At 56.7% G+C, this 16253-nt stretch carries 11 protein-coding genes; 5 read left to right on the top strand and 6 right to left on the bottom strand.

The window, feature by feature from the left end; all coding sequences use genetic code 11:
- Window positions 1-118: 118 nt before the first annotated feature.
- From RB_RS17135 to guaA, 4 genes are all read right to left on the bottom strand, one after another.
- Entirely contained in the window at window positions 119-4315 is a 4197-nt protein-coding gene (locus RB_RS17135; protein ID WP_007334944.1) for a hypothetical protein, read from the bottom strand.
- Between the two features lie 127 nt (window positions 4316-4442).
- A complete protein-coding gene (locus tag RB_RS17130; protein WP_007329502.1) occupies window positions 4443-4790 on the bottom strand; it encodes a hypothetical protein in 348 nt (115 codons plus the stop codon).
- A gap of 86 nt (window positions 4791-4876) precedes the next feature.
- Entirely contained in the window at window positions 4877-6556 is a 1680-nt protein-coding gene (gene ettA, locus RB_RS17125) for an energy-dependent translational throttle protein EttA (protein WP_007329503.1), read from the bottom strand.
- 192 nt (window positions 6557-6748) lie between these two features.
- Window positions 6749-8341, bottom strand: coding sequence for a glutamine-hydrolyzing GMP synthase (guaA, locus tag RB_RS17120; protein WP_052028878.1), 1593 nt, complete (start codon window positions 8339-8341; stop codon window positions 6749-6751).
- A 266-nt stretch (window positions 8342-8607) separates the two neighbouring features.
- On the opposite strand from guaA, the gene RB_RS17115 reads away from it, so the two are divergent.
- The 5 genes from RB_RS17115 to RB_RS17095 all read left to right on the top strand — a co-directional run bounded on the left by RB_RS17115 (window position 8608) and on the right by RB_RS17095 (window position 14989).
- A complete protein-coding gene (locus tag RB_RS17115) occupies window positions 8608-10656 on the top strand; it encodes a c-type cytochrome domain-containing protein (protein ID WP_164922915.1) in 2049 nt (682 codons plus the stop codon).
- 18 nt (window positions 10657-10674) lie between these two features.
- On the top strand, window positions 10675-11646 hold the full coding sequence (gene trhO / locus RB_RS17110) for an oxygen-dependent tRNA uridine(34) hydroxylase TrhO (protein WP_011121830.1): 972 nt from the start codon (window positions 10675-10677) through the stop codon (window positions 11644-11646).
- A gap of 126 nt (window positions 11647-11772) precedes the next feature.
- Window positions 11773-12045: a hypothetical protein gene (locus RB_RS17105; protein ID WP_011121828.1), complete on the top strand. Its 273-nt coding sequence runs from the start codon at window positions 11773-11775 to the stop codon at window positions 12043-12045.
- 38 nt (window positions 12046-12083) lie between these two features.
- Window positions 12084-13289 carry a M20/M25/M40 family metallo-hydrolase gene (locus tag RB_RS17100; protein WP_011121827.1) on the top strand — a complete coding sequence of 402 codons (1206 nt, stop codon included), beginning with the start codon at window positions 12084-12086 and terminating at the stop codon, window positions 13287-13289.
- A gap of 266 nt (window positions 13290-13555) precedes the next feature.
- Window positions 13556-14989 (top strand): PP2C family protein-serine/threonine phosphatase, encoded by a 1434-nt coding sequence (locus RB_RS17095; protein ID WP_007329509.1) that lies wholly within the window; start codon window positions 13556-13558, stop codon window positions 14987-14989.
- A gap of 233 nt (window positions 14990-15222) precedes the next feature.
- Here RB_RS17095 and gatC read toward each other — a convergent pair whose 3' ends face one another.
- Together gatC and rpmB are read right to left on the bottom strand one after the other, a co-directional pair.
- Complete coding sequence (gene gatC, locus RB_RS17090; RefSeq protein ID WP_007329511.1) at window positions 15223-15546, bottom strand: Asp-tRNA(Asn)/Glu-tRNA(Gln) amidotransferase subunit GatC; 324 nt, start codon at window positions 15544-15546, stop codon at window positions 15223-15225.
- A complete protein-coding gene (rpmB, locus tag RB_RS17085) occupies window positions 15546-15818 on the bottom strand; it encodes a 50S ribosomal protein L28 (protein ID WP_007334954.1) in 273 nt (90 codons plus the stop codon). The genes gatC and rpmB overlap by 1 nt, the downstream gene beginning before the upstream one ends.
- Window positions 15819-16253 lie beyond the last annotated feature (435 nt).

The following is a 16253-nucleotide window of genomic DNA, read 5'->3' as shown; positions in this document are numbered from 1 at the left end:
TTGCTTGTCACTTTCGAAAGCGAGATGCACGCAACCGGGAGGCGAAGAAGTTTGCGGTTCGTTCACCCGTGCAGCGGTCACGCGCAAAGCCGACCGCGAACCAGACGGAACGCGCAACTTAGGATTTGCGGCGACGCATATGAGGCAACCGGCGGCCTTGGGTTTGAGCCGTCGCGAGTTGCGTTTTGAGTTCGTCCAGCGTCAGTGGGCTGACGGGAATGGTCATCAATTCTTGCGGGTCAATCTCGCTGATTAGATTTCGTTTCCCGATCTTTTCCACTTCATCTTCCAGAGCACTCAACCAAGGCGGCAGATCGAGTCCGACGCCAACGGGAGTTCGCGAAAGTTCGTTGGCTTCTGCTTCGAGTTGTTCGAACGCGGCACTAAAGCGGTCCGCTTCCGCATCGCCCATGGCGGGTTCGACAAGCGATCGCATTCGGTCGATCGTCATTGGTTGAACGAATCGTTCTTCGATGCGATCGGCAATCGTTGGCATTCGCATGGAATGTCGACGTTGCAATTCACGAAGCTTCTGAACATATAGCTCGGCTTCAGCTGCGATGCGTTCGTTGAGGCTTTCACGCCAACCCAGTGACGTTTGATCGAGGCCCATCCGCACGAGGACTTCGTGGGTCCACATGATCGGTTTTAAATTCCACGCGACGCGTTCGTATCGAGTTCGCAGACGCAAAAAATCGAGGAACGTGTAGATCAGTTCGCCGCGATCGCTTTGTGTCGTCGTGCTGTTGTAGTCTTGGTATTCCGCGTGGTGATCGAGCAGCGATTCAAACACCAGCGTGATCCATCGCGAGGCTTCGTTGATCTTGATCTTGCCAATTTCGAGATCGCGAAATAGCTGGGTGTCTTCCAACAAGTCGTCGCCATCGGTCATGGCGCGTTCCAGCCATGACGAGACGTCTTGGTGCAGCACCGCGCGAACGTTGCTCAGTTGCAGGAAACCTTGGGTGAAGATTGGGTCGCCGTAAAGTTTGATGAATTCAACTAAACGTTCCCACTTTGCAGGATCACTGACGGCTTCGAGCGGTGACAGGCGAAGGGTTTGACTGTGGGCGAGCCAGCTGCCGAGCATCGTTTCGGTCAGTCGTTCCAGTAGTGGAATCAACCGATCGGCGATCGCGTCTTGGTCCGTGACGCTGAGCTCTCGCGTGGCGGATTGAGGTTCAGTCGGGGCAGGGGAGGGCGGTTCGCCGGCGGTCGCATGCAAAACGGCTTCGGCGATCGACCCCACCAAAGATCGATAACCAGCTCGATACAAGCCGTCAAACTCTGTCACGGCACCGGCACCGATTGGATGCCGTTGTTCCATTTGGCGAGCGGTTTCGATCAGCCGGCAGGTTTCTGCGAACAGGCCGCGACGTGGCAACCAGTGCAACAGGTGTCGGAGCACACGTTCTCGCAACCGGGTCACATAAATTTTGACCGGGTCACCGCCACGTGAAAGTGGGATGTAAAGCAAACTGCGATTGAGGATCGCTTCGATGAACGTCGGGAACCGCTCGCGGGCTCGTTCGGCGTCGCCGGCGATGAGCGCGGAGAACAGCTCGATCGCGCCAGCATCGTCTTCGGCAAATTCTTCGCCCACGTCTTCTGGCAGTTTGCCCTGGAGGGCACCGAGAGCGCTTGCGATCAATCGTCTCGCATCAGCCATTTCCACCGCGGTGGTGATGACCCGTTCCATCAGACTGTCGCGGAGGACGCGGCGGCGATCATAGATTCGCATGGAATCTTTGTCGGTGCCCGCCGGTTTGATTTTGTAAGCTCGGACATCACCAAGCAGTTCGAGCAACCCGATTCGGTTGGCAACCGCTCGGCGAGCCCATGCGGACAATGCTTCGATCTGTTGCTGTCGGCGTTGCGGGTCGGACGAGTCAGCTGAATCAGTCGACTCCGTCGCGGCATGAATTTCGGTCAGTGCAACATCGGCACCAACCGCCCACATTCGAGCCAGCGACTGCAAGAAGTCGAGACGGCTGGCGAGTCGTTTCACTTCGGCTTCGAGTTCGTCGACACTGCTGCTGTCGCTGCTAGTATCAAAGATCGAACCTTCGTTTCCGTCATCGGTCGTGTCGCGATAGCTGACGTTTTCGTACGCCGCATCAAACAGTCCCGCCTCGTCATCTTCTTCGGGTGATCCAAACGGATCTTCGTTGGCTTCGGCTAATTCTTGCTCCCAGTTGTCGCGATGCCGATCACGGGGCTCATCGTCGCCAACTTCGAAGCGAGGTGCGGACCAAAACGATTCCGCATTGGCTTCGAGATAGTCAAAGAACTTGTTGACACGTGGCCAGAGCTCGTGCGAGTCCTCCCGCATGTGATCGCGAAGTTGCAGCAACCAGCGTTCGGTCAGACGAGGCAATGAGTTCGCTCCGCTGCGCAGTCCCACCCGATCGGCTTGGCACAGCCAGTGGATCAAGAGTGCTTGGGCGGGGATGAAGTCTTTGCGTTCCAGCAGTGCGGAGATCACGAGCATGTAGGCTCGTGGTGAATCAAACAGATCCGCGTGAGGTGCCCAGAACGCAATGTCGCCTCGTTGTGCACCGCCACGGTGCCACAAACGCAGAGCTTGAGCGACCAAACGAGCGGACTCGTACGATTCCCAAGGATCCGTTGCTTCGACGGATTCAACCGTGTGAGCCGCGAATGTTCGCCACCACTGGGCAACTTCGCGGTATTGGCGATCCATTCGTTCGTAGGCAACTTCGTCATCGCGAGCGGCCGCTTCACTCCATACGCGAGCGATGTAGCCGAAGAGGTTCTCGATGATGTACAGCAACTCATCGAGTCGGCTGTCGTGGATCGAATTTTCGATCCCTGGATACAGGCTGAAGTTGCCAGTGAATCCGAGGATGTCCCACGGGTCCATCAGGGCGCCGCATTCGATGGCGCGGCGGATCAAATCGAATGTTTGTTCGGGGACTTCCACCGCATCGGGGAAGCGATCCGTGCGGAGGGCGCGTAGGCCGAGTGTCATCCCGCAGTCAATGCGGCACATCAAACGAGCGGAGGTGGCCGGTACCACGTCGGCTTGCTTCGTCGCTGAATCGGGATATCCCAAGCGGGCGTAGATGCGAGCGAGTTGAACGTGTTGCAACTGAATGGCACGACGGCGTGCCAAAGCGGCGTTTAAATTCTGGCGAGCTGCACCGAAGGCTTGATGTCGCGTTTTGACTTCGTCGAGCAAACGTTGGCCATGTTCACCACCGATTCGCGAAATTCGCCAGTTGTAAAACTCATCACGGAAGTTGGCGATCGGAACCATCAGTGATCGAAGCGTCACATCGCTGCTGTAGCAACCAGGGCCCCAACCGGAGATGCCCGATGCCATGAGCATTGTGCCGGCCAACACCGAAGCGGCTTCTTCGAGTAGTTCGTCACGAGGCAGTTCTGGCGTCTCGTTGACTCGTGCGAGCAATGAATCCAGGGTCACACTGCGAAGGATGAACCGATCGTAGCGTCCATCGGAATCGATCGCATGTTCATCCCATCCGCCAAAGTGATAGTTCGGTCGACGATTGACCGGATGGTCAAAGTCATACGCTCGTGGGTCCAAGCAAAGCTCCCGCAGTTGCTTTGGATCCATAGCCGCGGAACGCAGGATGTCCTCGGGAGCTTCTTCGATCGCTCGCACCGCGCGCTCGATCAATTCGCGATAGGGTCCGGCGGTGATACCAGCACCCTGGACCATTTGCGGGATCGGTCGAACGAATTCGTGTGCGTAAGGTTGGCACGCACGATTTTCGAGGACCGCGACTGGGCGGTAGCCGACGTAGTCGTTCAGCGTGCCGATGATTTGCCGCAAGCGAGCGGATTCGTCGTCCACGGTGCCAATGGACTCGTCTTCGCCGATTTGTTGCACCATGACTTCGGCACAACGTCCCAGGAAGAAACCGTTGAAGAGCAGTTCCGGCGGTTGGTGGAACAGCAGGTCGCGATGGAAATCCAAGTAGGCCGGCAACAGCCCCGACCAAAGGAGATTGATCAAACCGAGGGCTCGATCAATGTTGGCAAACGCGGGTGAGCTTTTCCGCAGTGACTGGGCGGCTTCTTCCAACCAGTCTCGCATGATCAAGAACGGCGGCGGCCCATTGAGGACGTCTCCGCCGGAAGCTTCGTCGTGAACTTGGTTCCAGGCCGAGAACACCGCGGTGGGTGCGGGACCAGAAGAAAAGTTCAGATATCCGATGAGGGATTGGAGTGCCGTGCGGACGTCTTGCGAAGGCGGCGACCAGGCTGCGGCGGCCAATTGATGGTCGGGCAGGTTGCCGTTGGGTTCGCGGGACGGTGAGGCAGGCATCAAGGGAACCGAAGATAGTTGGAAGGCGGGACGCTTGGCGGGGGCGACGTCATTGTGGAGGACGTGCCGGTTATGTCGAGGGGCACGGGAAAACGCTTGGCTTTCCCGGCCACTCCCCAAAAAGCATTCAGCTCTTCTTCTTTGCCTTCTTAGCCGATTTCTTCACGGACTTCTTCGCGGTCTTTTTCACAGATTTCTTGACCGACTTTTTAGCGGCTTTTTTGACTGCCTTCTTCGGCGTCGCTTTGGCTTTGACAGCCTTTTTAACGCTCTTCTTGGCCGCTTTTTTTACTGACTTCTTAGCCGATTTTTTCTTGGATTGAGCGGGCTGGGTCTTGGCCTTCTTGCTGGTTTTTTTTGCGGCCTTCTTGGTTGCTTTCTTCGCGGTCTTTTTCGAGGCGGGAGTTCCGCCACCGAAAGCGGCTTCAAAGCCCTCGGCGTACTTTTCGTTGGTGCCTGTGCGCAGAATCGTCATGAATTTGAAAAGGTGGAAAGGAAACAGATGGGTGAATGATTGAGATCCTCCGCGAGTGTCGCGGAGGTAGCGATCGCGAGGCTGGATCAGCCTGCGTGAATGCTCTTGTATCTGGATTTGGGCGAATCGTCGTCGGCGTCTTCGCCCATGCGTTCACGACGATTGCGTTCGTAGGTGTCGAAGTTGCCTTCACACCAAACCACTTTGCCGTCGCCTTCGAACGCAAGGATATGGGTTGCAAGGCGATCGAGGAACCAGCGGTCGTGCGACGTCACAACAACGCAGCCCGCAAAGTTCGCGATCGCTTCTTCAAGGGCACGCAGTGTGTCGACGTCGAGGTCGTTCGTTGGTTCGTCCAGCAGCAAGACGTTGCAGCCTTTGCGAAGCAGTGATGCCAAGTGAACTCGGTTGCGTTCTCCACCGGACAGCACACCGACCTTCTTCTCTTGATCGGGGCCTTTGAAATTAAATCGCGAAACGTAGGTGCGGGCGTGCATGACGCGGCCGCCCATCTCGAACGAATCGTGACCGCCACTGATCTCTTGGTAGATCGTTTTGTTGGGATCCAGTTTGTCGCGAGATTGATCGACGTAACCGAGGTCAACGGTTTCACCGATTTTGATTTCGCCACTGTCGACAGGTTCTTGTCCGGTCAGCATCTTGAACAAAGTCGTCTTGCCCGCACCGTTGGGACCAATGATGCCGACGATTCCGCCGGGGGGCAAACGGAAGTTCATGTCGGTCATCAGCGTCTTTTCGCCAAACGCTTTGTTGACGTGTTGAGCTTCGATGACCAACGATCCAAGGTGTTTGCCTGATGGGATTTGGATTTCCAAATCGTCTGGACGATCCTCGAACTGTTCGGCGGACATTTGTTCGTACGATTTGATCCGTGCCTTCGATTTGGCTTGGCGAGCTTTGGGGCTCATCCGGATCCATTCCAATTCGCGAGCCAAGTTCTTTTCGCGAGCTTTCTGTTGGCGTTCTTCCAAAGCCATTCGTTTGGCTCGGTTTTCCAGCCATGCGCTGTAGTTGCCTTCGAATGGGATGCCGCGGCCGCGGTCAACTTCGAGGATCCACTGAGCCACGTTGTCCAAGAAGTAACGATCGTGGGTGACGGCCACGACGGTGCCTTTGTAGTTGGCCAAGTGTTGTTCCAACCACGAGACGGATTCGGCGTCGAGGTGGTTGGTCGGTTCGTCGAGCAGCAGCAAATCGGGTTGGCGAATGAGCAACTGGCAAAGCGCGACGCGTCGCTTTTCACCACCGGACAGGTTGGTGATCTCGGCGTCCTTGGGTGGCAGGTTCATCACCGCCATCGACATTTCGACGAAACGATCGAGTTCCCACAGGTTGTTGGCGTCGATGATGTCTTGCAACGTTGCCATTTCGTCGCAGAGTTTTTGCATCTCGTCGTCGTCGGTGACTTCGCCGAGCAGGCCACTGATTTCGTTGTAGCGGTCGACGATGGCTTGGCGTTCAGCAACCGCTTCTTGAACGTTTTCAAAAACGGTCTTGGTTGGATCAAGCGGTGGTTCTTGTTCGAGGTAACCAACCGTGAAGCCTTTGCCCAAACGCGCGGTGCCTTCAAATTCGGTGTCCATGCCCGCCATGATTTTTAGCAGGGTGGATTTACCGGCACCGTTGGGGCCGAGCACACCGATTTTGGCGCCGGGGTAAAAGGCGAGGTTGACGTTTTCGAGGATCTTCCGTTGACCGTGTTTCTTGGTCAGGTCGGTGATTTGGTAGATGAATTGACCGGCCATGTTTTCGCTTGGTGGGCTGAAGGTGGAGGCGGAGAATACGGTTGCAGTTGTTTGAATTGCAAAGTGACAGAATTGTCAGTGCGTTCGTTTGTGGCGATCAGCGGTGAGAATTCATCCGCTTGTCTGATTGCACTTTTGGTAGCTCGTCTTGTTTGGTCGGAGCCGGGGTGTTGGCGTGTGCAGCGGTGTGCATCACTCCCATTCAATGGTCGCGGGCGGTTTGCTGCTGATGTCGTAACAGACTCGGTTAACGCCTTTGACTTCGTTGATGATTCGGGTGCTGATGCGAGCCAGCAGTTCATACGGCAGGTGACTCCAGTCCGCGGTCATGAAGTCGTCGGTGTTGACGCAGCGAACCGCGACGGCATTGTCGTAGGTGCGGGCATCTCCCATCACGCCGACGCTTTGGACCGGCAGCAAGACGGCAAACGCTTGGCTGGTTTCTCGGTATAGTCCCGCGTTTTCAATTTCTTCGACAACGATCGCGTCGGCTTCCCGTAGCACGACCAGCTTGTCTCGGGTGATCTCGCCGAGACAACGCACGGCCAGTCCAGGACCGGGGAATGGATGACGCCAAACAAGTTGTTCGGGCAATCCAAGTTCCAGACCGAGTCGACGCACTTCGTCTTTGAACAAGTCTCGCAGAGGTTCGATCAATTCAAACCCCAATTCTTCAGGAAGTCCGCCGACATTGTGGTGCAGCTTGATCGTGGCGGCGGGGCCGTCTTTGTCAGCACCGCTTTCGATCACGTCGGGATAGAGCGTGCCTTGTGCCAGGAAGTGAGCGTCTTCGATTTTGGCGGCTTCGTCTTTGAAGCATTCAATGAAGGCGTGGCCGATGCGGCGACGTTTCTCTTGCGGTTCATCGATCCCCGCCAAGTCTGCCAGGAATCGGTCTTCGGCTTCGACGATGTGCAGGTCGGTCTTGAAGTGGTTGCTGAACTCTTCCAAAACGATTTGTTGTTCGTTTTTTCGTAGCAGTCCATTGTCGACCAAGATGCAAGACAGCTGCGGGCCGATGGCTTTGTAAAGCAACGCGGCAACGACCGACGAGTCGACTCCGCCGGACAGGCCGCAAATGACACGTTTGTTACCGACTTGTTTGCGAATCGATTCAATCGCGGCATCGGCGAAGTCGCCTAACTTCCAACTGCCGTCGCAACCGCAAACGTCAATCACAAAGTTGCGAAGGATTTGGCCGCCGTGTGGTGTGTGCGTGACTTCCGGGTGGAACTGCATTCCAAAGACCGGACGTTCGTTGTGACGAATGGCGGCGTAGGGGCATGTCGATGTCTTGGCCATCGCGGTGAACTGATCGGCGATCTGTGACACTTGGTCGCCGTGGCTCATCCAGACCTGTTCCGATTCTTGCATGCCGCGGAAGATCGAATCGCGATCGGTGAACTCACACATCGCCCGGCCATATTCACGGCTGGGTGTGTTGTCGACTTTACCACCGAGCGCTTGGCAGGCGAGCTGCATCCCGTAGCAAATCCCGAGGACGGGGATCCCCAGATCGAACAATCCTTCGTCGCACTTCGGGGCACCTTCTTCGTAAACGCTGTTTGGGCCGCCCGAAAGGATGATGCCTTTTGGGGCCAGTTCCGCAATGCGTTCGGCCGAGATGTCGTGGCGAACAATTTGGCAATAAACGTTTTGTTCGCGAACGCGGCGGGCGATCAGTTGCGCGTATTGCGATCCAAAATCGAGCACCAGGATGCGTTGGTCGGTCAGCCAAGTGGTTTCAGCGATGGCGGGCGAGGTGGTGTTCGCAGAAGAGGTCATCGTGTTCTTGCCGGATATTGCGGGAAAGGCCAATGCGGCAGTGTAAAAGAGCAGGGGGGAAACGGGGAAGGGCCAAGGGAGTCGGGAGCGATGATCGAGTACGAAGATTGCGGCGGAGCAGGGCAGGGGAGGCCCGGATGGCGAGGGCAGGGTGATGCCGGTTGCAGGCATTCAACGTGGCGATGACCGCGCAACGAGTGAGTCTTTTTCGGGAAGAACTGCGTTTGTGGTCTATGATGGAGTGATTGGCAGATACTCGAACAAAGATGTTGGTGACGATGATTCAGGTCGTTTCAAAGGGGATTTCGATCGTTTCAAAACGGAACGTTCGCCGCCCGGCCCGTCGCATTTTCGCGGCGGCGATGTTGCTTGCTGGGACGGCACCGGTGACCTTTCCCGGTGGAATCGCTCCGGCCGCTGGACAAGAAACCGCTCCGCGATCGGTCGCCAAACCGCTGGATGCGAGATCGCGAACGATTGTTCAGTCGGTCGATATGCAGGTGAAGCGAGCCGGTGCCGCGTATGCCGGTGGCGACTACGAGACGTCCGGTGATGCTCTTCGCAAAGCGATCAAGCAGATCGAAGTGGCCGGCAACGCCGAGTCGTCTGACCTGCACGATGCATTGCTGCCGATGATGCGCCGAATCGTCAACGCTCGAGCGATGCTGGAGCTGGAAGGCGTCACGCTGCCACCATTCCGAATTCCGGAACGGCCCAAGGCAACGGCAGAGCCAATGGCCGAGGCATCGGGCTCGGATCCTTCAAGCCGGTCCGCCACTGATGGGGTCAGTTTCGTCTCGGAGGTTGCACCGATCTTGGTCGACAAGTGCGGCGGTTGTCACATTCGCGGCAGCAAAGGTGGGTTCGCGATGCCAACGTTTGCCAAGTTGATGGAAGGGCCCCCCGAGGGAGTCGTGATTTTTCCTGGTGACGTGATCGCCAGTCGATTGATCGAAACGATCGAAACCGGCGACATGCCTCGCGGAGGAGGAAAAGTCAGTAAGGAGCAATTGGACAAATTGAAGCAATGGGTGACAGAAGGAGCCAAGTTTGACGGCCCCGATCCCACCGCGATGCTGACCAGCCTGAAGAGCGGCGGGGAGCCTCCCGTCACGCCCGCAACGCCAGAGCCCGCTCAGCCCGCAATGGTCGGGAAGCCAACCGGCAATGAAACCGTATCGTTCTCGAAGGACGTCGCACCGCTGTTGGTTAAAAACTGCACCGGTTGCCACTTGGACGCGATGCAGACCCGTGGCGGTTTGCGGATGGACACCCTTGCTCAAATGCTTCGCGGCGGTGACAGCGGATCGGTGATGAAGCCCGGTGACGGAGAAGCAAGCTTGCTAGTTCAGAAACTTCGCGGGAGTGCTGGCGATCGAATGCCTGCCGGTGGGCGTCCTCCTCTTTCTGACAGTGATATTCAGTTGATTTCAACGTGGATCAGCGAAGGTGCCAAAGTGGACGAAGCTCTTGTGCAAACTCCAATGAAGGTCGTCACTGCTCAGGCTTGGTTGTCCGCGGCGGCTTCCTCCGAGGTCAGTCAGCGGCGTGCGGAAATTGCCGAAGATGAATTCCGGTTGGCGGGTGCCGATGTCAATCGCATGCAAAATCACCAGAGCGATCACTTCGCGGTTTGGGGGGAAGTTTCGCCGGCAACGCTCGAAACGGTTGCAGAGTCCGCGGAAGCCGCACTGCAGCAGGCTCGTAAGTTCCTGCCCCAGGCGGATGGCTCGCCGGAGGATTTCTTCCATGGCAAAGCTTCGATCTATGTTTTGCCGAAGCGGTATGACTACAGCGAGTTTGCGAAAATGGTCGAAGGTAGGAACGTTCCTGCCGAATGGCAGTCTCACTGGAAGTACGACGGTATCCGCGCGTATGTCGCGGTCGTCGCATCGGAACGAGCGAGCGAAGAGGAAATCGCCGAGCGGGTCGTGGCTCCGGTTGCCAGTCTGGCTGTGGTCAGCCGCGGCGAAGGCGTGCCCCGATGGTTTGCTCAAGGACTTGGGACCGCAATATCGGGTGGCGAATCCAAACGCGATCGAAATGAGAATATGCGACGGCAGGCCGAGTTGGTCACCGCGGTGGGGAGCTTGAAGTCGGGCAAGGATTTCCTCAACGGAAAGCTGCCGCCGGAGCGAGCCGACCGGATGGCCGTCGCGATCGCGGAGTCCTTGTTGTCCAGACAGAATCGCCGGGGCTTCGACGCCGTGTTGCGAAACCTGCAATCGGGGCAGCCGTTTCCGCAGGCATTTCAGGCGGGGATGAACATGACACCGATTGCCTACGTGGATGCTTGGCTGCAATGGGTCAAATGAATTGGTAAGTTTTCGGTCATGACCGAATCACACGCTTCTTCCGTACCCGCCGAATTGCCCGCCGAATCGCCTGCCGAGGCTGGTGCCGCTGATTTGCCGGTGGCCGTCGCGGCACTGTATTGCTTCACTCCATTGCCACAGTTTGAATCGCTGCGAGAGCCGTTCCGCCAGCGAATGTCAGATGATGGCATTCGGGGATCGTTGTTGCTGGCCGGCGAAGGCATCAATGGAACGATCGCGGGACCTCGAGAGTTGATGGAACCGTTTATCGACTGGCTCCGGTCGATGGAGCTTGATGACCAAGCCACTCCTTTTCGCGGAATGGATGTCAAATGGTCGTACTGCGAAGAGATCCCGTTTCGCAAAACCAAAGTTCGGCTGAAGCGTGAGATCGTAACGATGGGCGTGTCGAGCATTGATCCGCTGCGATCGGTTGGCACCTACATCGAGCCCCAGGATTGGAACGCTTTGGTCGATGATCCGGATGTCACGCTGATCGATACCCGAAACGACTACGAGATCGAGATTGGCACGTTCGAGGGTGCCATCAACCCTCATACGGAATCCTTTCGAGAATTCCCCAAGTTTGTCGAAGAAAACTTGGACCCGCAGAAGCACCCCAAAGTTGCGATGTTTTGTACGGGGGGGATCCGGTGTGAAAAGTCGACCGCGTATCTGAAGGAACGCGGATTCGAAGAGGTGTACCACCTGCGCGGCGGGATTCTGAATTATTTGGAAAAGATGCCCGAAGAGGATTCTCGTTGGCAGGGCGAATGTTTTGTGTTCGACAATCGTGTCGCGGTCGATCACCAATTGCAGGCTGGGGCGTATGAGTTGTGTCACGGATGTGGATGGCCGTTGACCCCGGAAATGAAGCAGCATTCCGATTACGAACGTGGCGTGGCTTGTTCGCGTTGTGCCGCGGAAGTGACCTACGAACAGCGAAAACGTCGACGGATGCGTCAACAACAGCTCGACCAGGGCGTATAATCAGTCGGCTGATCCGGCTCCACGATCCCGCTCATCGGTTGGCAGGTGCATTGGGTTTGGTCGCCGAAGGTGAAATCCGCCGGTGAATCGGCTCTTCTCATTTCTCTTGATTCTTGTGAGTTCATTTTGTCGCGTTCACTCATTGGCTCGATTGCCGCTTTGGTTTTTGCCGTTCCCGCTTCGGCTCACCCAGGGCATGGCAGCACAGAAGGTTTGACTCACTACGCCACGGAACCCGCTCACGTTGTTCCAATGTTGGCCTCGTTTGCCGCCAGCGGATTGCTGTTGGCCGTTGGGTGGTTCGCAATGGGACGTTTAAACCAGTCGCAAACTGGCACCGCAGCACAGCCAATTCGTGTGGAAGATCAGTCGCCTCGCCGTGCCAATCGCACGCGATGAGCCAGTCCGAAGCGATAAATGATGGCGGGAAGGGTGCTATGTCTTGGGCTGCGATCGATGAGTCCGCTGCCTTGGATCGCTTTCTCGAGCTAACGCGGATTCCTGGTAAGAGTGGCGACGAAGCCGCAATTTCGGCCGCGATTGAGAAAATGCTGGTGGATGCGGGAGTGGATCCGGATTGGATTCAATCCGATGACGCTGGCACCAAGACTCGTTTGGATGGCAACGCGGGCAATTTGATTGTCACGTTGCCAGGCGACGATTCGTTGCCGCGGACGTTGCTTTCCGCTCATATGGATACGGTTCCGATCTGTGTTGGTTGCAATCCACAGCTTCGAGACGATGACCAATTGGGCCGAATTGTCGTGGCCGATGGGCCGACCGGCTTGGGTGCCGATGACCGCAGCGGTTGCGCGGTGATTCTCAGTGCGATCGTCGAGCGACTATCACGGCAGGCAAAGAACCCTGATTTGAAACTGGCTCCTGCCGCAGTCACATTCCTGATTCAGGAAGAGGTCGGGTTGGAGGGGGCTCGTCATTTGGACGTGTCCAAAGTCGGCCATGTTGATCGAGCATTCAATTTTGATGGCGGAGCACTCGATAAAATCCGTCATGGAGCGATCGGTGGCGAACGAGTGCAGGTGACCATTCACGGCCACGCTGCTCATGCCGGCGTGGCTCCCGAGAAAGGCGTCAGTGCGATTGTGATTGCATCCGAAGCGATCAGCAGTCTGCATCGCAACGGTTGGCTGGGACTGGTTGAAAAGGACGGGCGTCGCGGAACCGCGAACGTGGGGGTTTTTCAGGGTGGCGACGCGACGAACGTGATCACGCCAGAAGTACAGCTACGGGCGGAGGCTCGCAGTCACGATGCCGAGTTTCGGGCCGAAATCGTGTCTCAGATGCGAACGGCGATCGAAAATGCGGTTCAGTCGGTCAAGGACGTTCAGGGCCGAACAGGCAGCTTTGAATTCACCAGCCGAGTCGATTATGAAGCGTTTCGATTAGCGGAGGATCATCCGTCAGTTCTGGCGGCAACGGAATTGATTTCGCAATTGGGGCGCTCTCCACAGTGTGAAGTCGCCAATGGCGGTTTGGACGCGAATTGGTTGATGCTGCACGGAATCGAAGCGGTCACATTGGGGTGTGGTCAGGCGTCCATTCATACGGTCGACGAGTACCTGATGGTCGACGAGTTCTTGGACGCGTGTCGATTGGCTGCGGAGTTGATCGCCCCTGCCTGAGCGGCGTGCATCGGAACGGTCGGGAAACGAGTGTCAGCTCATTACTTGGTCGGTTTTGTGGATCCAGCGATCCGCGTGACGCCCAATCGAAGGCGAAGCTCATCAAAATCGTGGCGTCAGAGCCTTCAATACACTAGGTTCAACGCACGTGGCGACTTACAATTTGCCAAGTAGTCTGTAAGAGGCGTGTAAGTTCGTCGGTTGAATGTGTTCTCGGTCACAAGTTCTCGGTCACAAATCGTTTGTCAGGTTCATGGCGCCCCGGAGTGAAGTTCGCTGAGCAGACCCATGTCGGGATGCGACGTGCGAACAATCAAGATTCATCGGCGGTTTTAATCGCTGAGTCCGCCGAACGTCTGAACCAACGCGGCCACCTGTTCGTTGTCGCCGACGGAATGGGAGCCCACGCGGCCGGTGAGTTGGCGTCGCAGATTGCCAGTGAACGCATTTCGATGCACTACTATCAATCGCGGGAAGAGGCTCCTGAGCACGCGATTTCCGAGGCCGTGCATCTGGCCAATGCCGCGATTTACGAGCGCGGACAGAGCAATCCCGAGTTCCTGAACATGGGGACGACCGCCAGTTCGCTGGTTCTGGTCAATGGTGCCGCCTATGTGGCACACGTCGGAGATTCGCGAGTTTATCGACTTCGGCAGGGCGTGCTTGAGCAATTGACGTTTGATCACTCGCTGGTTTGGGAAATGCAAGCCAGCGGCAAAGTTCACAGCGACAGTGTCTTCAGTAAGTCAATTCCCAAAAACGTGATCACTCGGTCGCTAGGGCCTTCGCCAGAAGTGTTGGTGGATCTGGAGGGGCCGTTTGACCTTGAAGTTGGCGACCGCTTCATGGTTTGCAGTGATGGGCTGACTGGGCAAATCGAAGACGACGAGCTCGCAGTTCTGCTGGATTCGCTCGATGTCGATAAAGCGGCACGGGTGATGATCGACCTGGCCAATTTACGGGGCGGTCCGGACAATATCACGTTGATCGTGGTTGAAGTCGATGATGAGCATCTGACTCAGAATGACGGTGCGCCGCGGAAAGCCCGTTCTCTGGGAGCGGATGAGGTTTCCTCTCGGGCGCTCATTGGAACCACCGCATTTTGTTGGACGGGAGCAGTCGGTTTTGGTTTGGCGGCCGCTCTGGTCAGCCCGCGGTTTGTGGGCTCGGCAATCGTTGCGTTCATCCTGGGGTCAATTTCGGCCGCGGTTTGGGCGAGTGGAGTCTTCAAGCCGAATGAACGCAGGCGACCGCTGAAAACGCGTCGCGTGCGGGACCGGAATTCGGCAGGTGCGTCATCGAACCCCGGGATGCCCGGTCAGTCCGGGGCAGGGCAGGGTGGTTCGAGCGATCCGGCCTTGGCTGGTGATGCCTGGGATTCGGGTGAATCGCTCGATATCGGAAGCGGGGAAACCGCTTTGGGGACCGGGCCTTACCGCCGTTTTAAAGCCAATTCGCATGAAGCGTTCTTGCTTCGAATGGACGATGTGATCACTCAGCTTCGTCAGACTTCCGAAGAGCGAAATTGGATGTTGGACTGGCAAAACGTCGACCAGCTTTTGCAGCAAGCTCGCCAGGCGACGAAAGAACAGGCCTGGGGAACAGCCGTCTCATCGTATTGCGACGCTACTTTGGCGGCGATGGAGCAGTTGCGGAAGCATCAGGACGATTCGGCGAGCGATACGGTCGTCGATCTATAAAAGATTCGCGTCTGGTGCCTTCGTCGTTCCCGAATGAAATCTAGGTGTCGCTTCGCTTGCGTGATCAAGCAGCCTGGGTTTTTGTCCAATCCATATGCATCATTCACGCATGAGTGGCATTTATAGCCGTAGCGATTTATCGATTGTCCGCCAAGTTCGCAGCGATGCTTCCGGCCCGAAGTTCGCGGGATTCCTGGAAATGAATCCTTCCCGCAAACGTTGCTCGTGATGCTTCACTTCTTGGAAGAAGTGTTTCCCAGGACCGGCGGCACCAGAAACGTGCCATCTTGAGAGGCGGGCGCCGTGCGTGTCGCCACTTCGGCTGACAGGCTTTGGTCAGGAACGTCGTCGCGGAATCGATTCTCGACGTCGAGCGCACTCGTCATCGGCTCGACACCGGAAGTGTCGAGTTCGGACAATTGTTCGACGAAACCGAGAATGTCCGTGATTTGCGGACCGAAATCGGTTTGCTCCTGCTCCGTAAGCTGAAGGCGAGCCAGTCGAGCCAATTTTTGGATGTCGACCGAGCCGCCGTTGCTACTGCCGGAACTGGACATCAGGACTTTTTGCTGCCGCTGACGTCAAACGGTTTTGTTTTCACCGTTTTGCGAACGACACCACTGCGGATGCACTGCGTGCAAACTCGCATCGATTTGTTGGTGCCGTTTGGCAATGTCACGTGAACTTTTTGCAGGTTGGGGACAAATTTACGGCGGGTACAGCCGGTGATCTTGGTACCGACACCGCCCAAGTACTTCGCTTTACCCCGGGTTTCGATACGGTTGCCCATTTGGACTTTTTTGCCGCACGCTTCGCACTGTCGTGCCATCTGATTCTCCGCCACCGCTCGCGGTGATTGTCATGAATGTGATTTGAGACGGTCAAAATCCCTGATTTCAGGGAGAAGCCCCGCAGGATAGCGGGTGGAACGTTTTATTGAAAGCAGGATTTTCAGATGCGGGGCGTGTTCGGGTCGGGAAGCGTCAAAGTTTGCCCAGACGGAACGTTGGGAGCGACCCGCAGATGAGGATTAACAGGCGCGTTGCGCACCCCGCGGGCGGTTTCTAAGTCGTTTTGAGCACCGGTTGAGGACAGATCTCGCAAACCCACCGATGAATTCTCCCGACGACATGATGGATTGCTTTCAACTCACTCGAAATCTTTCGAGGTGATTGATTCGAATTCCGAAGCGATTGCCTGGAAGTTTCGATGTGCCATCGGCGGCAGGCAGCGTGTGCGTTGAAAAAGCGATGGACTGCGTTTG

Origin of the sequence: Rhodopirellula baltica SH 1 (genome assembly GCF_000196115.1) — a bacterium.
Classification (GTDB): domain Bacteria; phylum Planctomycetota; class Planctomycetia; order Pirellulales; family Pirellulaceae; genus Rhodopirellula; species Rhodopirellula baltica.
The sequence above is the reverse complement of the archived record's forward strand: the minus strand, read 5'-3'. Positions and strand labels throughout refer to the sequence as shown.

Excerpts from the sequence above, each read along its gene's own strand:
- RB_RS17135 (WP_007334944.1), bottom strand. The coding sequence starts at position 4,315 with ATGCCTGCCTCACCGTCCCGCGAACCCAACGGCAACCTGCCCGACCAT.
- RB_RS17130 (WP_007329502.1), bottom strand. The coding sequence starts at position 4,790 with ATGACGATTCTGCGCACAGGCACCAACGAAAAGTACGCCGAGGGCTTT.
- ettA (WP_007329503.1), bottom strand. The coding sequence starts at position 6,556 with ATGGCCGGTCAATTCATCTACCAAATCACCGACCTGACCAAGAAACAC.
- guaA (WP_052028878.1), bottom strand. The coding sequence starts at position 8,341 with ATGACCTCTTCTGCGAACACCACCTCGCCCGCCATCGCTGAAACCACT.
- RB_RS17115 (WP_164922915.1), top strand. The coding sequence starts at position 8,608 with ATGTTGGTGACGATGATTCAGGTCGTTTCAAAGGGGATTTCGATCGTT.
- trhO (WP_011121830.1), top strand. The coding sequence starts at position 10,675 with ATGACCGAATCACACGCTTCTTCCGTACCCGCCGAATTGCCCGCCGAA.
- RB_RS17100 (WP_011121827.1), top strand. The coding sequence starts at position 12,084 with ATGTCTTGGGCTGCGATCGATGAGTCCGCTGCCTTGGATCGCTTTCTC.
- gatC (WP_007329511.1), bottom strand. The coding sequence starts at position 15,546 with ATGTCCAGTTCCGGCAGTAGCAACGGCGGCTCGGTCGACATCCAAAAA.
- rpmB (WP_007334954.1), bottom strand. The coding sequence starts at position 15,818 with ATGGCACGACAGTGCGAAGCGTGCGGCAAAAAAGTCCAAATGGGCAAC.